Raw genomic sequence first — 20,928 nt, 5'->3', positions numbered from 1 at the left:
ACCTGGGCGATTGGACTAGCGTCGGGTTTCATGCCGACCCCCGTGCGCGCCCCGATCGTCGCCGTCACCGTGTACCCCCAGCACGCCAGGATCGTCCGCCGGGCACGGGCCGAACTGGGCGGTGACGGCCGGTTCGCGGTGGGCGGGCTGCCCCGCGGCCTGCTGCCGGACTCCGTGCGTGCCTCGGGCACCGGGCCCGCTTCGATCGTCGGGGTGGACGTGCGGCCGCAGTACCTCGCGCGGCCGACCGAACGGGAACTGGACGAGCTGCTCGAACGCCGTCGCGTGGCCAAGCGCAAGCTGGACGAGGTGGCTGACGCCGAGGCCGTGGAGACCGGGCGCGCGGACCTGTTGAACACCTTGGCGCAGCGCTCCGGCCGTGCCTTCGCCGACGCGCTCGCCGCCGGCACGGCACAGCCGTCGCGGGTGGCCGAGATCGGTGACGCGCTCGCGGCCCAACTGTCCGATGTGCTGGCCAGCCGTCGTGAACTGGCGGACCGGCATGCGCGGCTGGCGGCGGAACTGGACGCGGTCGACCGGGAAGTCTCGCTGCGGCAGGCCGCGCAAGCGCCCGATCGCACCGAAGTGGTGATCGAACTCGAACCGGCCGAGGGCGCCGGAACGGCCGAGGTCGAACTGGAACTGTCCTATGTGGTCACTGACGCTCGCTGGGAGTCCGGGTACGACATCCGGCTCGACGAGGACCGGGTGAAGCTCACCTGGTACGGCCTGGTCACGCAGCAGACCGGTGAGGACTGGCCGGAATGCGAACTGACGTTGTCGACCGCACGCCCGGCGGCCACCGTGCACGTACCGGAGCCGGAGCCCTGGTACCTCGACCGCGCGAGGCCCACGGCGCTGCTCAGGGGCAACGCCGCCGTCGGTGGTCACGGTGGCGGGTACGGCGGTGCGATGCCGGAGATGGCCGCCGCCGCGCCGGCCGCGGCACCGCCGATGGCGGACCTGACGGCTCAGGTCGAGCAGGGCGCCGCCGCGGCCTCCTATCGGCCCGCGCGGCCGGTCGGGGTGCCGTCGGACGGCGGTGCTCATCGCACGACGATCACGACGCTGGGTCTTGAGGCGGAGTTGAGCTACGTGACCGCGCCGGTGCTCGCGGAAGAGGCGTACCTGCGCGCGACGGTGACCAACGGCGGTGAGCACACGCTGCGGCCGGGCAAGGCGTCGGTGTTCCACGACAACGAGTTCGTCGGCACCACCCGGCTGGACAACTGGGCGCCGGGCGAAGAGGTCGAACTGGCGCTCGGCGTGGACGACCGGATCCGGGTGAAGCGTGAGCTGCGGCGGCGCAGCGCGACGAAGACGGCACTGACCGGAACCCGGCGACGCGAGCTGGAGTACCGGATCACGGTGACCAACCACGGGCCGCGGACCGTGCCGATCACCGTGCTGGACCAGGCGCCGGTCTCCCGTGACGAGGCGATCGTGGTGCGTGACGTCCGCACCTCACCGGAGCCGGAGGAACTGAGTTCGCTCGGCGAGGCCACCTGGCGGTTCGACCTGGCGCCCGCCGCCTCGGCCGAGGCGGCGCTGTCGTTTCGGGTGGATGTTTCGAAGGGTGTGGAGCTGCGCGGCTGGCGCGAGTGAAACGCGGCGGGCGGCCGCGACCAAGAACCGGTGTGCACAATCTGACCGGCACGATGCCGCCGCTCGCCGAGTTGTACGCCGGCCACGCCCGGCAGTTGCACCACTACCTCGCCCGCCGGGTCGGCACGCAGATCGCGGACGACCTGGTGGCCGAAGCCTTCCTCGTCTTCTGGGAGAAGCGCGGCGACTACGACCCGAGCCGGGCGTCCGCCAAATCCTGGCTGTACGGGATCGCCACCAACCTGCTGCGGAACCACGTCCGCGCCGAGGAACGCCGGCTGCGGGCGTGGACCAAGCACGGAGCCCGGTCCGTTCCCCTCGACGACGTGGGAACGCGAGCCGTCGAAACCGTGGACGCGCAGGCGCTGGCGGATCAACTGGCCGACGAGGTGGCGGCGCTGCGCCCCGAGGAGCGGGACGTCCTGCTGCTCACCGCGTGGGCGGACCTCAGCCCGACGGAGATCGCCGAGGCGACCGGAGTGGCGGTGGCGACCGTGCGCGTCCGGCTGTTCCGGGCGCGGGCCCGGTTGCGGGAAAGCGCGCGGTCATACCGGTCCGAAGCCCACACCTCCCACCAGGAAGGGGACGAAAATGCGTGACGACGAGCTTGTCGACAAAGCGCTTCGGGCAATCCGGCAAGACACCCCGGCGATGAGCGAAGAAGCCTACCGAGCGGGCTACGCGAAGGTGCTCGCGCTGACCACGGACGCCACGGTGGGGACGGCGGAAGTGGTTCCGCCGCAACGGCAACCGCAACGACAACTGCAACGGCGACGACAGCGGCGGCCGTCGAAGCGGTGGTGGGTGCCGGTGGCGGCGAGCGCGCTGCTGGCCGCCGGGGTGGTGACGCCGGTGCTGTGGCAGGACGGCGGATCTCCTACGGCTCCCGTCGCGGCGGGTGGCATCCTCGAACGCGCGGCGCTCGCCGCCGAGCAGGAACCACCGCTGGCACCGGGCACCTTCGAATACGTCCGGACGACGACAACCCGGGACTCCTCGCTCTCCCCGTCTCCCGACAGCGGCCTGAAGCCCTGCGACTACGAGGAAATCACCGTGGAGGAGATCTGGCGGCCCGACGACCCGGCAAGCACCTGGCTCCGGAAACAGAACGTACTGCCGAGGAAGTGGACGGGCTGCACCGAAGAGGAAGGCCGTGCGGTGGAGGCCTCGCTGCCGTCCGACGCCTCCGTTTTCCCGGAAGTCGAGCAACGAGCCACGTGGGGCCAATTCCCGTCCAGGCCGGGCGACCAGGACACCGACGAGATGACGAGGTCCCAGACGCTCGCTCAGCTGTGGGTCTACGACCCGGAGGAATTGCTGACCGAGATCCACCGGACCCTTCAGTCGGTTCGCGGAACGGACACGAAGCGCGCCTTCGACATCGCGGTCATCCTGACCCGGCTGGCCCAGACGCCGCCGAAGGAACGGGCGGCGGCGTTCCGGGTCATCACCATGCTGCCCGGAGTCGACTTCACCGAAGGCGTCGCGAACAGCGAGGGACGGGTGGGCACCGCGGTCTCGGTGACCGGGGATTCGTCCAGGCAGGAACTGCTCATCGATCCGGAGAGCGGGGAAGTCATCGGCTATCGCACGACCCAGCTGTCGCCCGGCCACACCTCGGTGACCGCCATTTCGTCGGAAACCGCCGTGGTGAGCGGCGAAGGCGTGCGTCCTTGACGACAGGCAACTGACAGCAAGTGGTAACCGCAGGAAAACCTCCGGTCGGGTTATATCGAAGGTATGCGGTCCCGGTCAGTGGTTTACGGGCTGGTCGCCACCCTCGCGGTGGCGAGCGGGCTGGTTTCGCTGGCCGTGGTCAGTGGGCCGGACGGGGTCGCGAAGCACCAGGTGGCGATGGCGTCGCCGTCGTCCGAGCAGCTGCCGGAAGCCCTGTCGATGCCGTCGCCCAGTGCGCCGGCGCCGGAGGTGCCGCTGACCGAGGAGGAGCAGGCCGAACTGGCCTCGGCCGTGGTCGCGGCGGTGGAGGCCGCCGCACCCGGTACCGATCTCGGGCTGGCGGTGTACGACCGCGTGGCCCGTTCGGCGGTGGCCCTCAAGAACGCCGACACGCAGTTCTATTCGGCCTCGGTGGTCAAACTGCTGATCGCGATCGACCTCCTGCACGACGCGGGCTGGAACGCGGACGACAGCGCCAAGGAGAACCTGGCGCAACTGCTCGGCGCGAGCAACGACGGCGTGGCCGACGCGCTCTGGGCGGCCGGTGGGCGACGCGACATCGTGCGTCAAGCCAGTGCGTTGATGGGGCTGGTGAGCACCACTCCCCCGAACGTCTCGGACGAGTGGGAAATGACGCGGATCAGCGCGCAGGATGTGGTCACCACCTACGAGTACATCCACCGCCAGCTCCCGGAGACCGCACGCGACGTGCTGCTGGCCGCACTCACCGGCCCGGACGACCGGGCGGCCGACGGGTTCGACCAGTTCTTCGGCATCCCGGCGGCGCTGCCCGGCACCAACTGGGGCGTCAAGCAGGGCTGGATGCGGGCGGCGGGGCACGTCGTGCTGCACACCACCGGCGTGGTCGGCGATCGCTACTCGGTCGCGCTGCTGACCCACCAGCCGTCGCGGCTGAGCTACGACTCGGCTTCGCAGGCTCTCACCGCGGGCGTCGCCGCACTGGCGCCGGTGTTGTCGGGCGCGGAGAAGGGGTAAGTAAGCTCGCTCTCCGTGGTCACGCCAGAGCCGCCCAAGATCCAGCGCCGGGTGATCTCGGCCGCCGACATCGCGTTGAAGACGAAGAACCAGGTCGTGCCGCTCGAGGTGCTCAACGCGCTCGGCTGGCTGCCGTCGGCGCGGGTGGACGAATGGCGGCGTGGTCAAGCCGCGCACCTCGGCGGCAGCATCGCCGTCGACACCGCGAAAGTGCGCACGGCGCTGGACTACCTGCGCACGTGGGCAGCCGAACGTGGACTGCGGGCCACCGAAGCGAGCTACCTCGCCGCCACGCGCGATCGCCGTCCGCTGCGGTTCACCGCGGACGGCGACGAAACCCTCGAACAGCTCTTCCGCACGCACTGGGTTTCCGCCGACCTGTCCGAGAAGCGGCTCGAACGGTTGCGGGAACGGCAGAGCAAGGCCCCGGACCTCGTGGTCGTGCGCGCGGTGAAGGCGTGGGTGTGCGGGGGTTGCGGCGTCCGGGGTGAGGTCGGCGACCTCGTGTACGAAGAGGACAAGACCTCGCTCTGCCTGGCGTGCGCCGACTTCGACCACCTGCACTTCCTGGCCTCGGGCAACGCGGCGCTGTCGCGGCGGGCGAAGACCGAGAGCAAGTTGTCCGCGGTGGTGGTGGAATTCAACCGGCGGCGCAAGCGGTACCAGCGCGTCGGCACGCTCGTCGAGGAGGACGCGCTCGAACGGGCCGAGCAGCGCTGCCTCGCCGACGAGGACGTGCGCGCCCGCCGCCGGGACCGCGATGCCGAACGCCGGGTGCACGCGGATGGGGAGTTCCAGGCCGAGTTGGCGGCGGCCATCCGGCTGGCTTTCCCGCACTGCCCCGCGGAACGGGCGCAGACCATCGCGGAGCACGCGGGCGTGCGCGGCAGCGGCCGGGTGGGGCGGTCGGCCGCCGGGCGAGCGCTCGACGAAGACGCCGTGCGGGCCGCCGTGGTCGCCTCGATCCGCCACCTGGACACCGACTACGACGACCTGCTCATGTCCGGCGTCCCCCGAGCCGATGCCCGCGAACGCATCCGGCCCGCGATCGACCGCGTACTCGCCCAGTGGCGCGGCTGACCGCGACACCGCGAGTCCTTTGAGGCGTGTTCTGGTCCGGGGGGTCAGCCTTGGGAGATGTAGGCCTGGAGCTGGTCGTGGCGTTCTTCGAGTTCGTTGAGGCGGGTCTTCACCACGTCGCCGATGCTGACGATGCCGGCCAGCCGGTCGTCGACGACCACGGGGACGTGCCGGATGCGGCGTTCGGTCATCACGACGCTCAGGTGGTCCACCGAATCCTCCGGGGTGCAGGTGGCCACCAGGGTGGTCATGATCTCCGACACCGGCCGGCTCAGCAGCTCCGGGCCGCGATCGTGCAGGCGGCGGACCACGTCGCGTTCGGACACGATGCCGACGACGGCGTCATCGGCGCCGAGCACGACCATCGCGCCGACGTTGTGTTCAGCGAGCCCCGCCAGCAGCTCGGTCACACTGGCGTCCGGCGCCACCGTGGCCACCAGCGTTCCCTTGCTCCGCAACACGTCGGCAATCCGCATGTCCGTTCCCTTCGCTGGTGACCCGGCTCACCCCAGGTTAGGGCCAGCGGGCCGGGTACGAAAGTCGCGAACCGGACACCACCGGGGTGGACGCGTCTCAGCGGAGCAGCCCACGCAGCGCGGCGACCACCTCCTCCGGCCGTTCTTCGGGCAGGAAGTGCCCGCACGCCAACGCTTTCGTCGTCGCGCCCGGTGCCCACGACCGCCACACGGCCGCCGGGTCGAACGGCAGCGGCGCCTCACCGGGGTCCTGCCACATCGCCAGCACGGGCACGTCCAGCGTCCGGCCGAGCGCTTTGTCCTCCTTGTCGTGTTCCAGGTCGAAGAACACCCCGGCGCGGTAGTCCTGGCAGATCGCGTGGACCACCGACGGGCTCTTCAGCGCCTGGAGGTACTCCGCCCGGACGGCGTCGGGCAGCGCGCCGGGCACCTTGGTCCACGAATCCAGGAAGTGCCCGAAGAACGCCGCCGGATCCGCGCCGATCACCCGCTCCGGCAACGGTTCCGGGTGCGCCAGGAAGTACAGGTGGAAGGCGAACACCCCGCTCGGACCGGCCAGTGCGGCGAAGATGTCCACCGCGGGCAGCACGTCGAGCACCGCCACGTGCGTCACCCGCTCGGCGTGGTCCAGTGCCAGCCGGAAGGCGACCAGACCGCCGCGATCGTGCCCGGCGACGGCGAACCGCTGGTGGCCCAGCGTGCTCATCAGTTCGGCGAACGTGGCCGCCATCGCCCGTTTCGAGTAGTGCTCGACGCCCTCCCCCGGCTCTCCGCTGTCGCCGTACCCGGGCAGGTCCGGGCAGACGACGGTGTACGCCTCGGCGAGCGCGGGCGCGACCGAGCGCCAGGTCAGGTGCGTCTGCGGAAATCCGTGCAGCAGCAGGAGCGGCGGGCCCTTGCCGCCGATCGCGAAGTGCAGTTCGGTGCCGTCGACGGAGACGCGGCGGGTGGTGAATCCGGGGATGCGGGTGGTCATGGAACCAAGGTGGCACGCGGGTACGACAGTTTCCGACCAGCCGAAACCAGCGCAGAACCAGTCCAGATCCAGTCCAGATCCAGTCCAGAACCAGCGCGGGATCAGCGCAGGATGTCGCGCAACCGCCCCAGGCCCGCTTCGACCTTCGCGAACGGGATGCCGCCGTAGCCGAACACCAGCCCCGGCCGTCGTCCCGGCAGGACCGCGTATTCGTCCAGCGTGTTCACCAGCACCCCGGCACGCAGAGCGAGCGCGGCCACCGGCTCGGCCGGAACCGAGCTGTACGCGCTCACGTGCAGGCCCGCCGCCGACGGGATCAGCGTCAGCACCTCGGCGAAATCCCGCTCCAGCACCGAAACCACCAGCTCGTGCCGTCGCCGGTACTCCCGCCGCATGCGCCGGATGTGCGCGACCAGGCCGCCGTCGTCGATGAACCGCGCGAGCGCCGCCTGCACCGGACCCGCGGAATGCCAGTCGGTCACGAACCGCGCTTTCGCCACCACGCGGCACAAAGAGGCCGAGCCCACCAGGAAACCCAGCCGCAGCCCCGGCGAGAGCACCTTGGAAAACGAGCCGACGTAGACCACCCGGCCGGTGGGATCGAGGCTGTGCAACGGTTCCAGCGGCCTGCCGTGGTACCGGAACTCGGTGTCGTAGTCGTCCTCCACCAGCACCGCGCCGGTTTTCCCGGCCCACGCCACCAGATCCAGCCGGCGGTCCAGCGACATCGGCAGTCCGAGCGGGAACTGGTGCGACGGCGTGACGTACACCAGTTTCGTGCCGCGCGGGAGGTCCGCCACCCGGATGCCTTCGGCGTCCACCCCGATCGGGACCACCTCGGCACCGAGCGCCTCGAACACCAGCCGCGCCGGCGGGTAGCCGGGATCTTCGACGGCGACCCGGTCACCCGGCCGGAGCACGACTCGGCCGATCAGGTCGAGCGCCTGCTGCGCGCCACTGGTCACCACCACTTCATCCGGCGCGGCCCGAACATCCCGCGAGACCGCGATGTGCCGCGCGATTCCCTCACGCAACCCGGCGTGTCCGGCCGGGTCGCCGTACCCCAGCGAGGCCGCCGACGCGCGGATCTCTCCGCCGAGCAACCGGCGCCAGGTGTCGAACGGGAACATGCCGACGTCCGGGATCCCGGCCTGGAAGTCGAACTCCGCCTGCACCCCGGTGAGCGACGGCAGCCGAACGCGTTCCCACACCGGAACCGTCTCGATCGGGAACTCGGCAGGACGAGCCGCGCGAGCCGAACCGCGACTCGTGCGCACGAAGGTCCCCGCGCCCACCCGGCCTTCGAGGAAGCCCTCGCCGGTGAGCCGGTCGTACGCGGCGCTCACCGTGTTCCGGGAGACGGCGAGCCGTTCCGCCAGCTCGCGCGTCGGGGGCAGTGCCTCGCCCGCCCGCAGCCGTCCGTCGAGGATGGCCTCGCGGATCTGCCGGTAGATCTCCTCCCGACGCCCGCGGCCCGCCTCGGTGTCGATGTGGATCTCCACGCGGCCGCCTACCGGACCTCGGCCTCGCCGGCCTTGAACGTGTTGCAGGCCGAGGTCGACTTCTGGAAGCCTGCCTTGGCCCACTTGACCTGGTTCGGCACGGTGCCGTGGCTGTCGCTGGCGATGGAGTTCTCGAACTCCTTGACCCCCTGCTGCGCGAGCGCCTTGCTGACCGAGCCGCGGCCGTTGGTGCTGGCCAGGAACAGCCCGGCGAAGCAGTTCGCCTGCAGCTCCATCCGCCGCGTGACCCCCAGTTCCTCCGGGCTGTCCTCGTTGTAGGCCGACATCTCCTCGAAGGCGGCCTCCATGATGCCGCTGAGCGACTGCACGTGGTGGCCGTATTCGTGCGCGAGCACCGCCAGGTGTGCCGCCTGCACCGTGCCGACGGTCTCCAGCAAACGCTTGCGCGGCATGTGGATGGCGTTGTCGGCCGGGCAGTAGAAGGCGGTGGCCTCCTCCTTCGGCGGCAGCCCGCCGCACGAGCTCTCGGACTCGTCCTTGATCTGCAGGACCGGGGTGGAGAACGGCTCTCCCACGCTCTCCAGCGTCGGCCTCCACGCCGCGTCCAGGCAGCGCATGGCTGCCTCGTAGTAGGCCTGGAGCTGCTCCTCCGAGCGGCGCAGCGAGGGCAGCTGGCAGTTGGTCTGCGGCAGCTCGACCCCCTCGGCGAGCAGCGGGTTCTCCGCGGTCGCGAGCACCGGTGCCGGTTTGCCCGGCTCCCGCTGCGAGGCGACGCCCGATCCGGCGGGCCGGGCCTCGCCGGCGATGACCGTCTCGCCGAAGCTGATCACGCCGAGCCCCGGCAGCGCGACGGCGGCCACGATCGCGACCACCAGCACCAGCACACCCAGCACCCGGACGGGTGAGTTCTTCGGTGGCGGCGGCGCAGGTGGCGGCCAGCCCGACGTCGGCTCGATGTTCATTTCCCCCACCCTCGGCAGCTGTGAGGAGGATACCGGTAAGCGAGACTGGAGGGCATGACCGAGATCGACGACGACCCGTACCTCTGGCTGGAGGACGTCACCGGCGAGCAGGCGCTCGACTGGGTGCGTGCCCGCAACGCCGAGACGGTGGCCGAGCTGACCGGCGGCGAGCGGTTCGGCGAACTGCGCGACCGCGTGCGCGAGGTGTTCGACGCCGACGACCGCATTCCGTACGTCCGGCGGCGCGGCGAGTACCTCTACAACTTCTGGCGTGACGCGCGGCACCCGCGCGGCCTGTGGCGGCGCACCACGCTGGAGCAGTACCGCGCCCCGAAGCCCGAGTGGGACGTGCTGCTCGACGTGGACGCGCTCGCCGAGGCCGAAGGTGAGAACTGGGTGTGGCACGGCGCGAACATGCTGCGTCCCGACTACCGGCGCGGCCTGATCTCGCTCTCGCGCGGCGGCGCCGACGCCACGGTCGTGCGTGAATTCGATCTCGAAACCCGCCAGTTCGTCGAAGGTGGCTTCGAGCTGCCCGAGGCGAAGACCCGCATCAGCTGGATCGACCACGACCGCGTGTACGTGGGCACCGACACCGGCCCCGGCTCGCTGACCGCCTCCGGGTACCCGCGGGTGATGCGCGAGTGGCGGCGCGGAACCCCGGTCGGCGAAGCCCCGATCGCCTACGAGGGCAAGTCCGAGGACGTGGCGGTGTTCGCCTACCACGACGCCACCGAGGGTTACGAACGCGACTTCGTCGGCCGCAGCATGGACTTCTACCGCTCGGAGCGCTACCTCCGTGCCGCCGACGGCACGCTCACCCGGGTCGAGGTCCCCGACGACGCCCAGCCGTCGGTCCACCGGGACTGGCTGCTCATCCGCACCCGCTCGCCGTGGACCACCGGTGGCCACGAGTACCCGGCGGGTGCCCTGCTCGCCGCCGACTTCGACGCCTACCTCGCCGGCTCGCGCGAACTGACCGTGCTCTTCCGGCCCGACGCGCACACCTCGCTCGAGTACTACACCTGGACGCGCGACCACCTGCTGCTCGGCACGCTTTCCGACGTGAAGGCCCGGTTGCGGGTGCTCACGCCGGGTCCGGACGGCTGGGCCGACGAGCCGCTGCCGGGCGCGCCGGAGGTCGGCAGCGCGGACATCGTCGACACCGATCCCGACCACAGCAACGAGTACTTCCTCGACACCAGCGGCTACACCCAGCCGTCCACGCTGGTGCGCGGGGTGATCGGCGAGCAGGCCGAGCCCATCCGCTCGGCACCGTCCTTCTTCGACAGCGCCGGGATCGAAGTGACGCAGTACTTCGCCACTTCGGACGACGGCACCGCCGTCCCGTACTTCGTGGTCCGCCCGGAAGGTGCCGAGGACGGGCCGACCATGCTGTACGGCTACGGCGGTTTCGAGGTCTCGCTCACCCCGTCCTACAGCGGGTCGACCGGCCGCGCGTGGCTCTCGCGCGGCGGCACCTACGTGGTGGCCAACATCCGCGGTGGCGGCGAGTACGGCCCCGGCTGGCACACCCAGGCGGTGAAGGCCAAGCGGCACCTGGTCTACGAGGACTTCGCCGCCGTGGCGAAGGACCTCGTCGCCCGCGGCATCACCACCCCGGACCGGCTGGGCATCCAGGGCGGCAGCAACGGCGGCCTGCTGATGGGCGTGATGCTCACCCGCTACCCCGAGCTGTTCGGCGCGATCGTCTGCCAGGTGCCGCTGCTGGACATGCGGCGCTACCACAAACTGCTGGCCGGGGCCTCGTGGATGGCCGAGTACGGCGACCCCGACGAGCCGGACGAGTGGGCGTTCATCGGCGAATACTCCCCGTACCAGAACGTCCACGGTGGACGCGACTATCCGCCGATCCTGTTCGTCACCTCCACCAGGGACGACCGGGTGCACCCGGCGCACGCCAGGAAGATGGTGGCGCGGATGCGTGAGCTGGGCTATCCGGTGCGCTACCACGAGAACATCGAAGGCGGGCACGGCGCAGCCGCCGACAATGAGCAGCTGGCCTTCAAGACGGCGCTGGTCTTCGAATTCCTGTGGCAGCAACTCACCCGGGCTCGGTGAGCCTGGCCAGCACGATGCCGCCGACGATCAGGCTCAGCGCGGCCAGCCTGCCCGCGCTGAGCGGATCCTTGTGCACGGCGACGCCGAGGGCGATCGCGCCGACCGCGCCGATGCCGGTGAACACCGCGTGGGCGGTGCCGACCGGCAGCCCGTTCATCGCACGGGAAAGCAGGTAGACCGCGGCGACACCGAGCACGAAGCACACCAGGGTGGGCAAGGGCCTGGTGAAGTTCCGCGGACTAGACCGCGCGCGCAGCGCGTCCGTTGAGGGTGGTGGTGGGCTGGCGGGTGGGATTTATGCTTTGCGCCCAGACGATCTCCACCAGGCCCGCGGCCACCAGCAGCACCCAGCTCACGACGCCAGCCGGTCGACCGCGGCCAGCGCGGCGGCGTGCGAGTCACGCCGTTTGCCGTCCAATTCGGACAGTGACGGGTCGACCACGGCGTTGGTCAGCTCGGTGTTGACGAACGTGACGTCGGTGACGTCGTAGTGACCGGCGAAGAAGTCGCGCAGGTACCGCTCCTGGTGGTCGAACGCCTCGCGCGGGGTGCCCGGCCCGTACGCGCCGCCGCGCGCGTTGACCACCACGAACGCCCGCCCCGCCAGCGACATGCGCGGGAAGGTGACCTGGTCGATCCAGGTCTTGAGCGCCGCGGGTACGGAGAAGTTGTACATCGGCGCGCCGATCAGCACGAGGTCGGCGGCGAGCAGTTCGTCAAGCAACGGCGAGATGACCGCCCAGGCCGCGCGCTGCTCGTCGGTGCGCACGGCCTCGGCGTACCGCGCCGGGTCGGTGATGCCGTGTGCCAGCAGGTAGTCGCAGATCTCGGTCCACGCCTCGCCGATCAGCGGCACCGGTTCGGCCGCGAGGTCGCGGTAGGTGTAGCTCGCGCCGGGGCGGGCGGCGCGCCAGGACTCGGCGAAGCGCGCGGTCAGCTGCCGTGAGAAGGAGTCGCGGCGGGCGCTGGAGTCGAGGTGGAGCAAGTGGGCCATGACAAGCCTCCGGAAGAAGCGAAGTGGACATCGTGTCCACTTTAATCGACCGTACGCGCCAAGTGGACACGCTGTCCACTACAGTTCGAGGGGTGAGCACACGGGAGCGGGCCGACGCCGCGAGGAACCGCGCCAAGGTGCTGTCGGCGGCGGAAACGCTGTTCGCCGACAAGGGCGCCGAGAACGTCACGATGGACGACATCGCGAAGGCGGCGGGAGTCGGCCGGGGCACGCTCTACCGGCGGTACCCCGACCGCGCGGCCATCGCGGTCGCCCTGCTGGACGAGCACGAGCGCGAGCTCCAGGAGCAGCTGATCCGCGGTGCTCCGCCGCTCGGGCCGGGCGCCCCACCCGACGAACGCCTGGCTGCCTTCTACGCCGCGATGCTCGACCTGCTCGCCGATCACGGGCACCTGGTGCTGGGCAGCGAGATCGGGCACCAGCGCTTCGGCACCGGCGCCTACGGGTTCTGGCGCGTCCACGTGCACGCGCTGCTGACCGAGGCCGGGTCGCCCGACCCCGACGGAATGGTGGACGCGGTGCTCGCGCCGCTGGCCCCGGAACTGTTCCGCTACCAGCGCGAACGCGGGGTGGGCCTGGACCGGCTCAAGGTGAACCTGCGCGAACTCGCGCTACGGCTCTGCGGGCTCCCTGGCGACGCCGGCGATCACGCGTGAAGCCGAGGGCCGGTCCAAGATCGCCCGGGCGTATTACCCGCGGCAGCCACAGCCGGACACCGGCGGTTCCGGGAACTGCTGCTCGGCGGCGGCTTTCTCGATACCGGCCAGCAGTCGCGTGCGCTCGGCGGGCCCGAGGTACCGGCCGCGGTGCACCACGGCGTGGATCCGGCTGGTGTTCGTGATGTCGGCGAGCGGGTCCTCGTCGAGCACCACCAGATCGGCCACCTTGCCGGGTTCGACCGTGCCCGCGGTGCGTTCGCGGCCGAGGAAGCGCGCGGCGTCCCTGGTCGCCGACTGCAGCGCGTGCATCGGGGACAGTCCTGCCCGGACCAGCAGCGCCAGCTCGTCGTGTAGGGAGAAACCCGGGAAGCAGAAGGCGTTGTTGGAGTCCGTTCCGGCGAGCACCGGCACGCCCGCGCGGTGCAGGTCGCCGGTCATCCGCAGCTCGGCCTCGAAGAACCGCCGGTGTTCCTCGATCTCGGCAGGCGTGGCCGGTCCCGTGTGCTCGATCTGCAGCCACCAGTAGTCGGTGATCGACTTCGGCAGGTAACGCAGACGCGGGTCATCCCGGTCGAAGCCGCTGGCGGGCAGGGACAGCGCTCGCAGCACGCTCAGGGTCGGTGACGCGTACGTGCCGTTGCGTCGCAGGCGGTCGAAGAGGCGGCGCGCACGCCGGGGGTCGTGTGTGGTCGCGGCTTCCCGTTCGAGCGCGCGAGCGACCGTGTACCAGGCTTGCAGGTTCGCCGGGTCGATCGGCGTCGCGGCAAGCCGCTGGCGCAGCTCGGTTTCCCGGGTCGAGGTCGCGGTGAAGAAGCCGTAGAGGTGCTCCATGCTGTGCTGCCCGGCGTCGGCGGCGTCCAAGACCGACATCCGCTCGGGCACGTGGCCCACGAACCGGAGGCCGACGCGCCGCGACTCCTCGGCCACCGCGGTGAAGGTCTCCCGCGTCAGCATCGAATAGACCTTGATGAAGTCCGCGCCCTGCTCCTTCATCGTGCGCACGGCCGCGCGCGCCTCCTCGGGCGTGCCGGCGGTCACCGCGCCGGTCGGGCCGTGGACCGAATGCGGGCCGTCGATGATGTTGCTCGCGATCACCATGCGCGGTCCGGTCACCACGCCGTTTTCGATGCGTTCGCGCAGGTCGGGTAGCTGCGGATGGAAGTAGCCGTACATCTCCCGGATGCCGGTCACGCCGTTGACCACGTACAGCGGCGGGTAGATCGCGTCCAGCGGCACGGTGTGCACGTGCATGTCCCAGAGGCCCGGGATGACGAACTTGCCCCGCAGGTCGACCACCCGGGCCCCGGCGGCGGCGACCGAGCCGACCGCCGCGATCCGGTCACCGGCCAGCACGATCGTGCTGTCGCGCCGCGGCCTGCCGCCGGTGCCGTCGATCAGGGTGGCGCCGGTGAGCACGAGCGGCGCGGTCGAAGCCGAGGCGGTCCCGGCGGTGGCGAGCAGGCCGCCTGCCACGACCGCACCGCCCTTGAAGAAGTCACGTCGAGTGGGCATGGCCGCCACCGTGCACCTTGACGCAGCGTGAGGGTCAAGCTCGGCTAGCGTGGGACGGGTGTTGGTCCTGCACGGCCTGGGCACCACGGCCGGAGAAGTCGCGTTGTGGGCTGAGGACTCGACCCTCCCGGCTTCGGTGGGCGGTCCCCTGCCCGGCGCCGCCGTGGCCCACCCGTTCGCCGTCGAAGACCTGTCCGCGCTGGTCCCCGACGGCCGTCCCGAGGTCGTGGCGCTGCTGCTGCCGTCGACCGGCGATGGGCCGCTCGCCTCACCCGAGCTGGTCCGCGACCCGCTGGCCGAGCCGGAGCCCGCCACCGACGTGCACCTGGAGCCGTGGCTCGTCCCGGCCGTCGTGCTCTCCCCAGGCGCGGCCGCCGACGTCCTCGGCGGGCTCACCGAAGCCCAGGTCCGCCTCGGTACCTCCCCGCACTACCTGCGCCAGGTGACCGCCTTCGCCGCGGACCTCGTCGACCGCGGGCGCGTGCTGCCCGGGTTGGGTGCCGGCGTCGGCGGGCTGCGGGCCCGGTGGCGGCCCGCACTGTCCGGAATGGACTCCGCCCGGTTCGCGAAGCTGGCCGCCGCGATGCCGCCCGTCTGCCGTGCCCAGCCCGCTCGCCCCGAGGACGTGGACGGCCGGGCCGCCACCGAGGTGCTCCGATCCCTGCTCGACGCCCTGGTCGACCACGAGGTCCGCGCCCGGCTCGACGGGCTGGAGCTGACCACCGGTTCGGGTGCGGTCGAGTCCTGGCTGAAGGCGCTCACCGGCGAACCCGGGTTCGAGGCCGACCGCCGCGAAGCCCGTGAGCTGCGCGACCGGATCGACGCCTGGCACGCGAGCGCCGCCGACGACGCCGCCGTCCGGCTCGGCTTCCGGCTGCTGTCCCCGGAGCAGAACGAGCGGGAGGACTGGCGGCTGGACTTCCTGCTCCAGGCGGTCGAGGACCCGTCCGTGTTGATCCCGGCGGCCCAGGTCTGGCGGTCCGGGCAGCACGATGTGCTCAGCCGGTGGGTCCACCGCCCGCAGGAACTGCTGCTGACCGAACTCGGCCGGGCGAGCAGGATCTTCAAGCGCCTGGACGGCGCCCTCGCCGAAGCCCACCCGGCCGGGCTCGACCTCGACGCCGAAGGTGCCTACGACTTCCTCACCCAGGCCCCGGCACTCGACGAAGCGGGCTACGGCGTGCTGTTGCCCAAGGCCTGGCGCCGTCCCGGTGACGTGACCCTCCGGCTCGACACGCACAGCAAGTCGGCCACCGGCGTGGTCACGAGGGACCGGCCGCTCGACCTCAAGCAGCTCGTCGACTACCGGTGGGAGCTTTCGATCGGCGGGCAGCGGCTGTCCGAGGCCGAGCTCGCCTCGCTGGCCGCCGCGAAGGTGCCGCTGATCCGGTTGCGCGGCCAGTGGACCCGCATCGACCAGCGCGGGCTCGCCGCCGGGCTGGCCTTCCTCGACGCCCACCGCCGCGGCGAGATGACCGTGAGCCAGGCGATCCGGCACCTGGGCGCGAGCAAGGCCCCGCTGCCCGTGTCCGAGGTGAGCGGCGACGGGCGGTTCGGCGACCTGCTGGCGGGCAAGGCCGATCGCCACGTCGAACGGATCGACGCCCCGCCGGGCTTCCACGGCACGCTCCGGCCGTACCAGCGTCGCGGCCTCGCCTGGCTGGCGTTCCTGGACGAACTGGGGCTGGGCACCTGCCTCGCCGACGACATGGGCCTCGGCAAGACCGTGCAACTGCTCGCACTGGAAGCGTTCTGCCGCAAGGATTTCCCCCGGCCGCCGACGCTGCTGATCTGCCCGATGACGGTGGTCGGCAACTGGCAGCGGGAGGCCGCGCGGTTCACCCCGGACCTGCGCGTGCACCTCCACCACGGCGCCGACCGGCTGTCGGTGACCACCACCGCCGCCGAGCACGACCTGGTGATCACCACGTACGCGCTCGCCGCCAGGGACGCCGAAGCGCTGGGCGAGATCGAGTGGGACCGCGTGGTGCTCGACGAGGCGCAGAACGTCAAGAACAGCGCTTCCCAGCAGGCGAAGGCGGTGCGCGGGTTCAAGGCCCGTCACCGGGTGGCGCTGACCGGCACGCCGGTGGAGAACCGGCTCGCCGAACTCTGGTCCATCATGGACTTCCTCAACCCCGGTTTCCTGGACACGGCCAACACCTTCCGCGCCCGGTTCTCGGTGCCCATCGAACGCCACGGCGACCACGAAGCCGCCGCCCGGCTTCGCCACGCCACCGGCCCGTTCGTGCTGCGGCGCCTGAAGACCGACCCGGCGGTGATCGACGACCTGCCGGAACGACTGGAGTTCAAGCAACTCTGCACGCTCACCGCCGAGCAGGTGACGCTCTACCGCGCGGTGGTCGACGACATGCTCGACCAGATCGACCAGGCGCGCGACATCAAGCGCAAGGGTCTCGTACTCGCGACGATGTCCAAGCTGAAGCAGGTGTGCAACCACCCGGCGCAGTTCTTCGGCGACGGCTCGGAACTCGCCGGGCGCTCCGGCAAGCTGACCCGGCTGGAGGAGATCCTCGAAGAGGTGCTGGCCGAAGGCGACAAGGCGCTCTGCTTCACCCAGTTCGCGCAGTTCGGCGCGATGCTGGTGCCGTACCTGTCCGAGCGGTTCGACACCGAGGTGCTGTTCCTGCACGGCGGCACCAGCCAGCCCGAACGCGACCGGCTGGTCGAACGCTTCCAGTCGCCCGGCGGCCCGTCGCTGTTCCTGCTCTCGCTCAAGGCGGGCGGCACCGGGCTGAACCTGACCGCGGCCAACCACGTGGTGCACATCGACCGCTGGTGGAACCCGGCCGTCGAGGACCAGGCCACCGACCGCGCCTTCCGCATCGGGCAGCGGCGCGACGTGCAGGTCCGCAAGTTCGCCTGCGCCGGCACGCTGGAGGAGAAGGTCGACCGGATACTGGCGGAGAAGGCGTCGCTGGCCAAGCTGGTGGTCGGTGCCGGGGAGCACTGGCTCACCGAACTGTCCACCGAGCGCCTGCGTGAACTGCTCACCCTGGAGGCGTCGTGACCTGGTGGTCCCGGCGCTTCCTCGAGGCGCTCGACGGGCTCGGCCTCGGCGGCTACCGCACCAGCGGGCAGCGCTCCGCCCGCGCCGGGAACGTGCTGAGCCTGTCGGTGTCGACCAGTCTGGTGACCGCGCTGGTCCGCGACTCCGGGCCCGATTCCCACCGCACGCGGATCGCGGTCAAGGCCTTCGAGTCGGCGGACTGGGCCCGGATCGAGCAGGAACTCGCGGCTCAGGCGGTCTTCGCGGCGAAGCTGCTCGCCGGTGAGCTGCCCGCCGATCTCGAAGGCGTGTTCACGAAGCTGGGGCTGAGCCTGTTCCCGCGGACCCTGCGCGAGATCACCATGGACTGCTCCTGCCCCGGCTGGGAGGTGCCGTGCCGGCACCTGGCCGCCGCCTGCCAGGTGCTCGCCGACTCCTTCGACGCCGATCCGTTCACCTACCTCGCCTGGCGCGGGCGCACGCGTGAGGACCTGCTGGACCGGCTTCGCGCGCTGCGGATCCACGCCGCGGACCGGGAAACCGGCCCGCCCACGCTCGCCGACCAGCTGGATTCCTTCTGGGGCGAGCGAACCGAGGTCGCGGTCACCGGTGGAGCGACGGCTCCGGTGCTGGACCAGCTGGACCCGATGGGATCGGTCACCGACCTGCTGCGACCGGCGTACCGCGCGATGACCTCACGGCCACGGGCCGAGGGCGGGCAGTGACCCGTCCTCCCGGCGGCCCGCCATCCACGCGGTCAGGTCGGTGAGCTTGCCGCGTGCCTCGGCCTCCGGCCCGCTCCCCCACGCCCATTCCCGCGGATCGTCCACCGGCCGGAGCACCAGGCGGACGCCCTCGGGTGCCCGCGGGGCGAGGAATTCGAGCACGTGCGCGCAGAACTCCGGGCTCCAGTCGTCCGTCCGGTAACCGAGGTCCGCGTCGGCGAAGTGGATTTCCACCTCGCGCCACCAGCAGAACACCGTGCCCAGCAACGGGCCTTCGCGATACCGGACCGGACGCTGCCAGCCGTCTTCGGGCACCTGCGCCCAGATTTCTTCGAGCCCGTGGATCGAGTCGAGCACGCCTTCGCGCAACTCGGCGGCCGAGCGTCCCGCGCCTGCTTCGATCCCGGCGTCACGACCGGGCCTGCCACCGTCGTAGACCTCGATCGTCTTGCCCGCCAAGGCGTACTCGGCCTGCCTGCGGAACGCGCGCCCGAGGTTTTCCAGGTGGGTCAGCACATGGCCGCGCGACCACCCGGGCAACGCCGACGGTCCGCGTGCCTCGTCGTCGGTCAGCTCGACGAGGCGTTTCGCCAGCCGTTCGTGCCCGGCCGCGATGTTCGCCCGCAGTTCTTCCGAGGTCAGGGCCACAACTGCTCCTTCGTCCACGCTTCGGCCGCCCGGCGGTACTGCACCCGGACATGCCGCCGCTCGTCGTTTCCTTGCCAGAACTCGATTTCGCCGGGGACCACCGTGCCGATCACCCAGTCCGGCGCGACCAGATCCGGTTCCCGCCGGACGCGTTCACGGGCACTTTCGACGGCCGCGGCCAACTCGGCGCGGTCCGCCAGCGGTGTGCTCTGCCTACCGGTCAACGCGACCGCGCGAGCGTCCTCGCTCCGGGCGAGGAAATCGCGGCCGCCGTCGGCGGGTTCCACCCGGCCGCGCACCCGCACCTGCCTGCCCAGCGGTGACCAGTAGAAGGTCAGCGCCGCCCACGGCGTGTGCGCCAGTTCCTTCCCCTTGCGCCCGGCCGAACCGAACGCGAACTGGAAGCCTTTTTCCGTGAGGTCCTTGAGGATGAGCACCCGCGCCGACGGCCGTCCCGATTCGTCCACAGTGGACAGGGTCATCGCGTGCGGCTCGCGCACGCCCGCCTCGATCGCCGCTTCGAGCCAGTCCGCGAACAACTCGAGCGGGCCCTCCGGGGCCGTGTCCGGGTCGAACGCGGGCAACGGCCCGGCCAGCGACGGCAGGGCGCGCAGGAGTTCACGCATCCGGTCTCCTAATGGATTGATCCAGCCGATCCATTAGGCAAGCTAGCCGACCAACCTAATGAGAGCAAGCACCTGATGCATTAGGCTGGGCAGGTGCTCGCCCTCGAACTCGCCACCACCGTGCGCTACGGGCCGAACGGCGTGCTCGACGTGCTGGAGACCGTCGACGGCCTGGCGGACTGGCTTCGCGAGCAGGACCTGCCCGAGGTGCCCGTCGACGAGCGGGTGCGTGAGTCGGTGGTCGCCGTGCGCAAGGCGCTCCGGTCGCTGTTCGCCGACGCCGTGCGCCCCGGCCCGCCGAGCAAGGCCGACGCCAACCGGCTACTGGACCCGGCCACCGCCGCGCGGCAGCTCAACGAGGCAGCCGCCGCGGTCCCCCGCGTGCCGGTGCTGGACTGGCCCGACGGCCGGATGCGCTACCAGCCGACCGAAGCCGACCCGGCCGTCCTGCTCACCGCGGAACTAGCGAAAGCGGGCATCGAGTTCCTGAGCGGACCCGACCGCGAGCGCCTGCGGGCCTGCCCGGCACCGCGCTGCGTGCGTTACTTCGTGCAGGACCACCCGCGGCAGGCGTGGTGCAAGCCGTCCTGCGGCAACCGCGCCCGGGTCAGCCGCCACTACCACCGGCATCAGTGAATCGGCTCGGCCGCCGGGTGGCGTACTCGGCGAGGAACTGCTCGAAGGTCCGCTCGCCGTCGAACCGGTCGCCGACCAGGTTCTCCCCGCGCCGGAACCCGGCCATGATCCGGCCGGGCACCCACACCGGCACGAGCAGCCGCCGCCGTCCGGTGGCGGCGAGGTAGGCCCGGGCGAGGCTCTTCGCGTCCCGGACCTCGGGGCCGCCGAAGTCCGGTACGCGCCCGGCGGGCTCGCCGAGCGCGAGTTCGGCGAGCCTGCCCGCCACGTCCCGCGTGTCGACCGGCTGGAACCGCATCGTCGGCACGGGCACGATCGGCGAACGCCCGAGGAGCGAGAAGATGCTCTGGACCAGTTCGTGGAACTGCGTCGCGCGCAGGATGGTGTACCCGAGCCCGGACGCCTCCAGCTGCCGCTCGACAGCCAGTTTCGTCCGGTAGTAGGGCAACGGGATGCGGTCGATGCCGACGATCGAGACGTAGACCAGGTGCGCCACGCCCGCGCGCTTCGCCGCGTCGATCAGCGTGCGCGCGGCCTGCTCGTCCCCGCCGGTCAGCGTGGACGCGCAGTGCACCACGGTGTCCACCCCGGCCAGCGCCTGGTCGAGCCCGTCGCCGGTGCGCAGGTCCACCGAGACGAACCGGCTGCCCCCGGCCACCGGCCGCGCCCGCCTGCTCAGCACCACCACCTCGCGCCCGGCGTCGAGCAACTCCCGCACCACGCGCCTGCCCAGCGAACCGGTACCCCCGGTCACCACGATCGGCTTCATCGCCATCCCTC

General features: G+C 71.3%; 20 protein-coding genes. 10 read left to right on the top strand and 10 right to left on the bottom strand.

Annotated elements, in window-relative coordinates:
- Positions 1-30: 30 nt before the first annotated feature.
- The 5 genes from L3Q67_RS22480 to L3Q67_RS22460 all read left to right on the top strand — a co-directional run bounded on the left by L3Q67_RS22480 (position 31) and on the right by L3Q67_RS22460 (position 5,358).
- Positions 31-1,605: a DUF4139 domain-containing protein gene (locus L3Q67_RS22480; RefSeq protein ID WP_499191335.1), complete on the top strand. Its 1,575-nt coding sequence runs from the start codon at positions 31-33 to the stop codon at positions 1,603-1,605.
- Positions 1,606-1,637: 32 nt separating this feature from the next.
- Entirely contained in the window at positions 1,638-2,204 is a 567-nt protein-coding gene (locus tag L3Q67_RS22475) for an RNA polymerase sigma factor (RefSeq protein WP_499191334.1), read from the top strand.
- Between the two features lie 52 nt (positions 2,205-2,256).
- Entirely contained in the window at positions 2,257-3,282 is a 1,026-nt protein-coding gene (locus tag L3Q67_RS22470) for a CU044_5270 family protein (protein ID WP_499191333.1), read from the top strand.
- A 63-nt stretch (positions 3,283-3,345) separates the two neighbouring features.
- Positions 3,346-4,278 carry a serine hydrolase gene (locus tag L3Q67_RS22465; protein ID WP_499191332.1) on the top strand — a complete coding sequence of 311 codons (933 nt, stop codon included), beginning with the start codon at positions 3,346-3,348 and terminating at the stop codon, positions 4,276-4,278.
- A 15-nt stretch (positions 4,279-4,293) separates the two neighbouring features.
- Positions 4,294-5,358 carry a DUF2293 domain-containing protein gene (locus tag L3Q67_RS22460; protein ID WP_499191331.1) on the top strand — a complete coding sequence of 355 codons (1,065 nt, stop codon included), beginning with the start codon at positions 4,294-4,296 and terminating at the stop codon, positions 5,356-5,358.
- A gap of 44 nt (positions 5,359-5,402) precedes the next feature.
- Here L3Q67_RS22460 and L3Q67_RS22455 read toward each other — a convergent pair whose 3' ends face one another.
- The 4 genes from L3Q67_RS22455 to L3Q67_RS22440 form a co-directional block, all read right to left on the bottom strand.
- Positions 5,403-5,834, bottom strand: coding sequence for a CBS domain-containing protein (locus L3Q67_RS22455; protein WP_499191330.1), 432 nt, complete (start codon positions 5,832-5,834; stop codon positions 5,403-5,405).
- Positions 5,835-5,931: 97 nt separating this feature from the next.
- Complete coding sequence (locus L3Q67_RS22450) at positions 5,932-6,810, bottom strand: alpha/beta fold hydrolase (protein WP_499191329.1); 879 nt, start codon at positions 6,808-6,810, stop codon at positions 5,932-5,934.
- A 101-nt stretch (positions 6,811-6,911) separates the two neighbouring features.
- Positions 6,912-8,312: an aminotransferase-like domain-containing protein gene (gene pdxR, locus L3Q67_RS22445; protein WP_499191328.1), complete on the bottom strand. Its 1,401-nt coding sequence runs from the start codon at positions 8,310-8,312 to the stop codon at positions 6,912-6,914.
- A gap of 8 nt (positions 8,313-8,320) precedes the next feature.
- Positions 8,321-9,235 carry a neutral zinc metallopeptidase gene (locus tag L3Q67_RS22440; RefSeq protein WP_499191327.1) on the bottom strand — a complete coding sequence of 305 codons (915 nt, stop codon included), beginning with the start codon at positions 9,233-9,235 and terminating at the stop codon, positions 8,321-8,323.
- Between the two features lie 54 nt (positions 9,236-9,289).
- Between L3Q67_RS22440 and L3Q67_RS22435 the strand changes: the two genes are divergently transcribed.
- Positions 9,290-11,317 carry a prolyl oligopeptidase family serine peptidase gene (locus L3Q67_RS22435; RefSeq protein WP_499191326.1) on the top strand — a complete coding sequence of 676 codons (2,028 nt, stop codon included), beginning with the start codon at positions 9,290-9,292 and terminating at the stop codon, positions 11,315-11,317.
- On the opposite strand, the gene L3Q67_RS22430 is transcribed toward L3Q67_RS22435, so the two are convergent.
- Positions 11,301-11,534, bottom strand: coding sequence for a DMT family transporter (locus L3Q67_RS22430; RefSeq protein ID WP_499191325.1), 234 nt, complete (start codon positions 11,532-11,534; stop codon positions 11,301-11,303). The genes L3Q67_RS22435 and L3Q67_RS22430 overlap by 17 nt on opposite strands.
- A 135-nt stretch (positions 11,535-11,669) precedes the next feature.
- Positions 11,670-12,311 carry an FMN-dependent NADH-azoreductase gene (locus tag L3Q67_RS22425; protein ID WP_499191324.1) on the bottom strand — a complete coding sequence of 214 codons (642 nt, stop codon included), beginning with the start codon at positions 12,309-12,311 and terminating at the stop codon, positions 11,670-11,672.
- 92 nt (positions 12,312-12,403) lie between these two features.
- Between L3Q67_RS22425 and L3Q67_RS22420 the strand changes: the two genes are divergently transcribed.
- Positions 12,404-12,988: a TetR/AcrR family transcriptional regulator gene (locus tag L3Q67_RS22420; RefSeq protein WP_499191323.1), complete on the top strand. Its 585-nt coding sequence runs from the start codon at positions 12,404-12,406 to the stop codon at positions 12,986-12,988.
- Between the two features lie 33 nt (positions 12,989-13,021).
- On the opposite strand, the gene L3Q67_RS22415 is transcribed toward L3Q67_RS22420, so the two are convergent.
- Positions 13,022-14,503, bottom strand: coding sequence for an amidohydrolase family protein (locus L3Q67_RS22415; protein WP_499191322.1), 1,482 nt, complete (start codon positions 14,501-14,503; stop codon positions 13,022-13,024).
- 49 nt (positions 14,504-14,552) lie between these two features.
- Here L3Q67_RS22415 and L3Q67_RS22410 point away from each other — a divergent pair, with 49 nt between their 5' ends.
- Together L3Q67_RS22410 and L3Q67_RS22405 are read left to right on the top strand one after the other, a co-directional pair.
- Entirely contained in the window at positions 14,553-17,534 is a 2,982-nt protein-coding gene (locus L3Q67_RS22410; protein WP_499191321.1) for a DEAD/DEAH box helicase, read from the top strand.
- Positions 17,531-18,238: an SWIM zinc finger family protein gene (locus L3Q67_RS22405; protein WP_499191320.1), complete on the top strand. Its 708-nt coding sequence runs from the start codon at positions 17,531-17,533 to the stop codon at positions 18,236-18,238. Before L3Q67_RS22410 ends, L3Q67_RS22405 begins: the two co-directional genes overlap by 4 nt.
- Here the strand turns inward: L3Q67_RS22405 and L3Q67_RS22400 are convergent.
- Both L3Q67_RS22400 and L3Q67_RS22395 read right to left on the bottom strand, forming a co-directional pair.
- Positions 18,209-18,886 carry a DinB family protein gene (locus L3Q67_RS22400; protein ID WP_499191319.1) on the bottom strand — a complete coding sequence of 226 codons (678 nt, stop codon included), beginning with the start codon at positions 18,884-18,886 and terminating at the stop codon, positions 18,209-18,211. The two genes, L3Q67_RS22405 and L3Q67_RS22400, sit on opposite strands and share 30 nt — an antisense overlap.
- Positions 18,877-19,512, bottom strand: coding sequence for a pyridoxine/pyridoxamine 5'-phosphate oxidase (locus L3Q67_RS22395; protein WP_499191318.1), 636 nt, complete (start codon positions 19,510-19,512; stop codon positions 18,877-18,879). The genes L3Q67_RS22400 and L3Q67_RS22395 overlap by 10 nt, the downstream gene beginning before the upstream one ends.
- Before the next feature lie 93 nt (positions 19,513-19,605).
- On the opposite strand from L3Q67_RS22395, the gene L3Q67_RS22390 reads away from it, so the two are divergent.
- Complete coding sequence (locus tag L3Q67_RS22390) at positions 19,606-20,148, top strand: CGNR zinc finger domain-containing protein (RefSeq protein ID WP_499191317.1); 543 nt, start codon at positions 19,606-19,608, stop codon at positions 20,146-20,148.
- Here the strand turns inward: L3Q67_RS22390 and L3Q67_RS22385 are convergent.
- Complete coding sequence (locus tag L3Q67_RS22385; protein WP_499191316.1) at positions 20,120-20,917, bottom strand: SDR family oxidoreductase; 798 nt, start codon at positions 20,915-20,917, stop codon at positions 20,120-20,122. The two genes, L3Q67_RS22390 and L3Q67_RS22385, sit on opposite strands and share 29 nt — an antisense overlap.
- Between the last annotated feature and the right edge of the window lie 11 nt (positions 20,918-20,928).

Source organism: Saccharothrix sp. AJ9571 (genome assembly GCF_021725495.1).
GTDB classification, from domain to species: domain Bacteria; phylum Actinomycetota; class Actinomycetes; order Mycobacteriales; family Pseudonocardiaceae; genus Amycolatopsis; species Amycolatopsis magusensis.
Note: the sequence above shows the minus strand (reverse complement) of the source record. Positions and strands in the feature narration are given on the sequence as shown.

Bases quoted from the DNA above. Each gene is read 5' to 3' on its own strand.
- L3Q67_RS22480 (WP_499191335.1), top strand. From the start codon at position 31: ATGCCGACCCCCGTGCGCGCCCCGATCGTCGCCGTCACCGTGTACCCC.
- L3Q67_RS22470 (WP_499191333.1), top strand. From the start codon at position 2,257: ATGAGCGAAGAAGCCTACCGAGCGGGCTACGCGAAGGTGCTCGCGCTG.
- L3Q67_RS22465 (WP_499191332.1), top strand. From the start codon at position 3,346: ATGCGGTCCCGGTCAGTGGTTTACGGGCTGGTCGCCACCCTCGCGGTG.
- L3Q67_RS22455 (WP_499191330.1), bottom strand. From the start codon at position 5,834: ATGCGGATTGCCGACGTGTTGCGGAGCAAGGGAACGCTGGTGGCCACG.
- L3Q67_RS22450 (WP_499191329.1), bottom strand. From the start codon at position 6,810: ATGACCACCCGCATCCCCGGATTCACCACCCGCCGCGTCTCCGTCGAC.
- L3Q67_RS22440 (WP_499191327.1), bottom strand. From the start codon at position 9,235: ATGAACATCGAGCCGACGTCGGGCTGGCCGCCACCTGCGCCGCCGCCA.
- L3Q67_RS22435 (WP_499191326.1), top strand. From the start codon at position 9,290: ATGACCGAGATCGACGACGACCCGTACCTCTGGCTGGAGGACGTCACC.
- L3Q67_RS22425 (WP_499191324.1), bottom strand. From the start codon at position 12,311: ATGGCCCACTTGCTCCACCTCGACTCCAGCGCCCGCCGCGACTCCTTC.
- L3Q67_RS22415 (WP_499191322.1), bottom strand. From the start codon at position 14,503: ATGCCCACTCGACGTGACTTCTTCAAGGGCGGTGCGGTCGTGGCAGGC.
- L3Q67_RS22395 (WP_499191318.1), bottom strand. From the start codon at position 19,512: ATGCGTGAACTCCTGCGCGCCCTGCCGTCGCTGGCCGGGCCGTTGCCC.
- L3Q67_RS22385 (WP_499191316.1), bottom strand. From the start codon at position 20,917: ATGAAGCCGATCGTGGTGACCGGGGGTACCGGTTCGCTGGGCAGGCGC.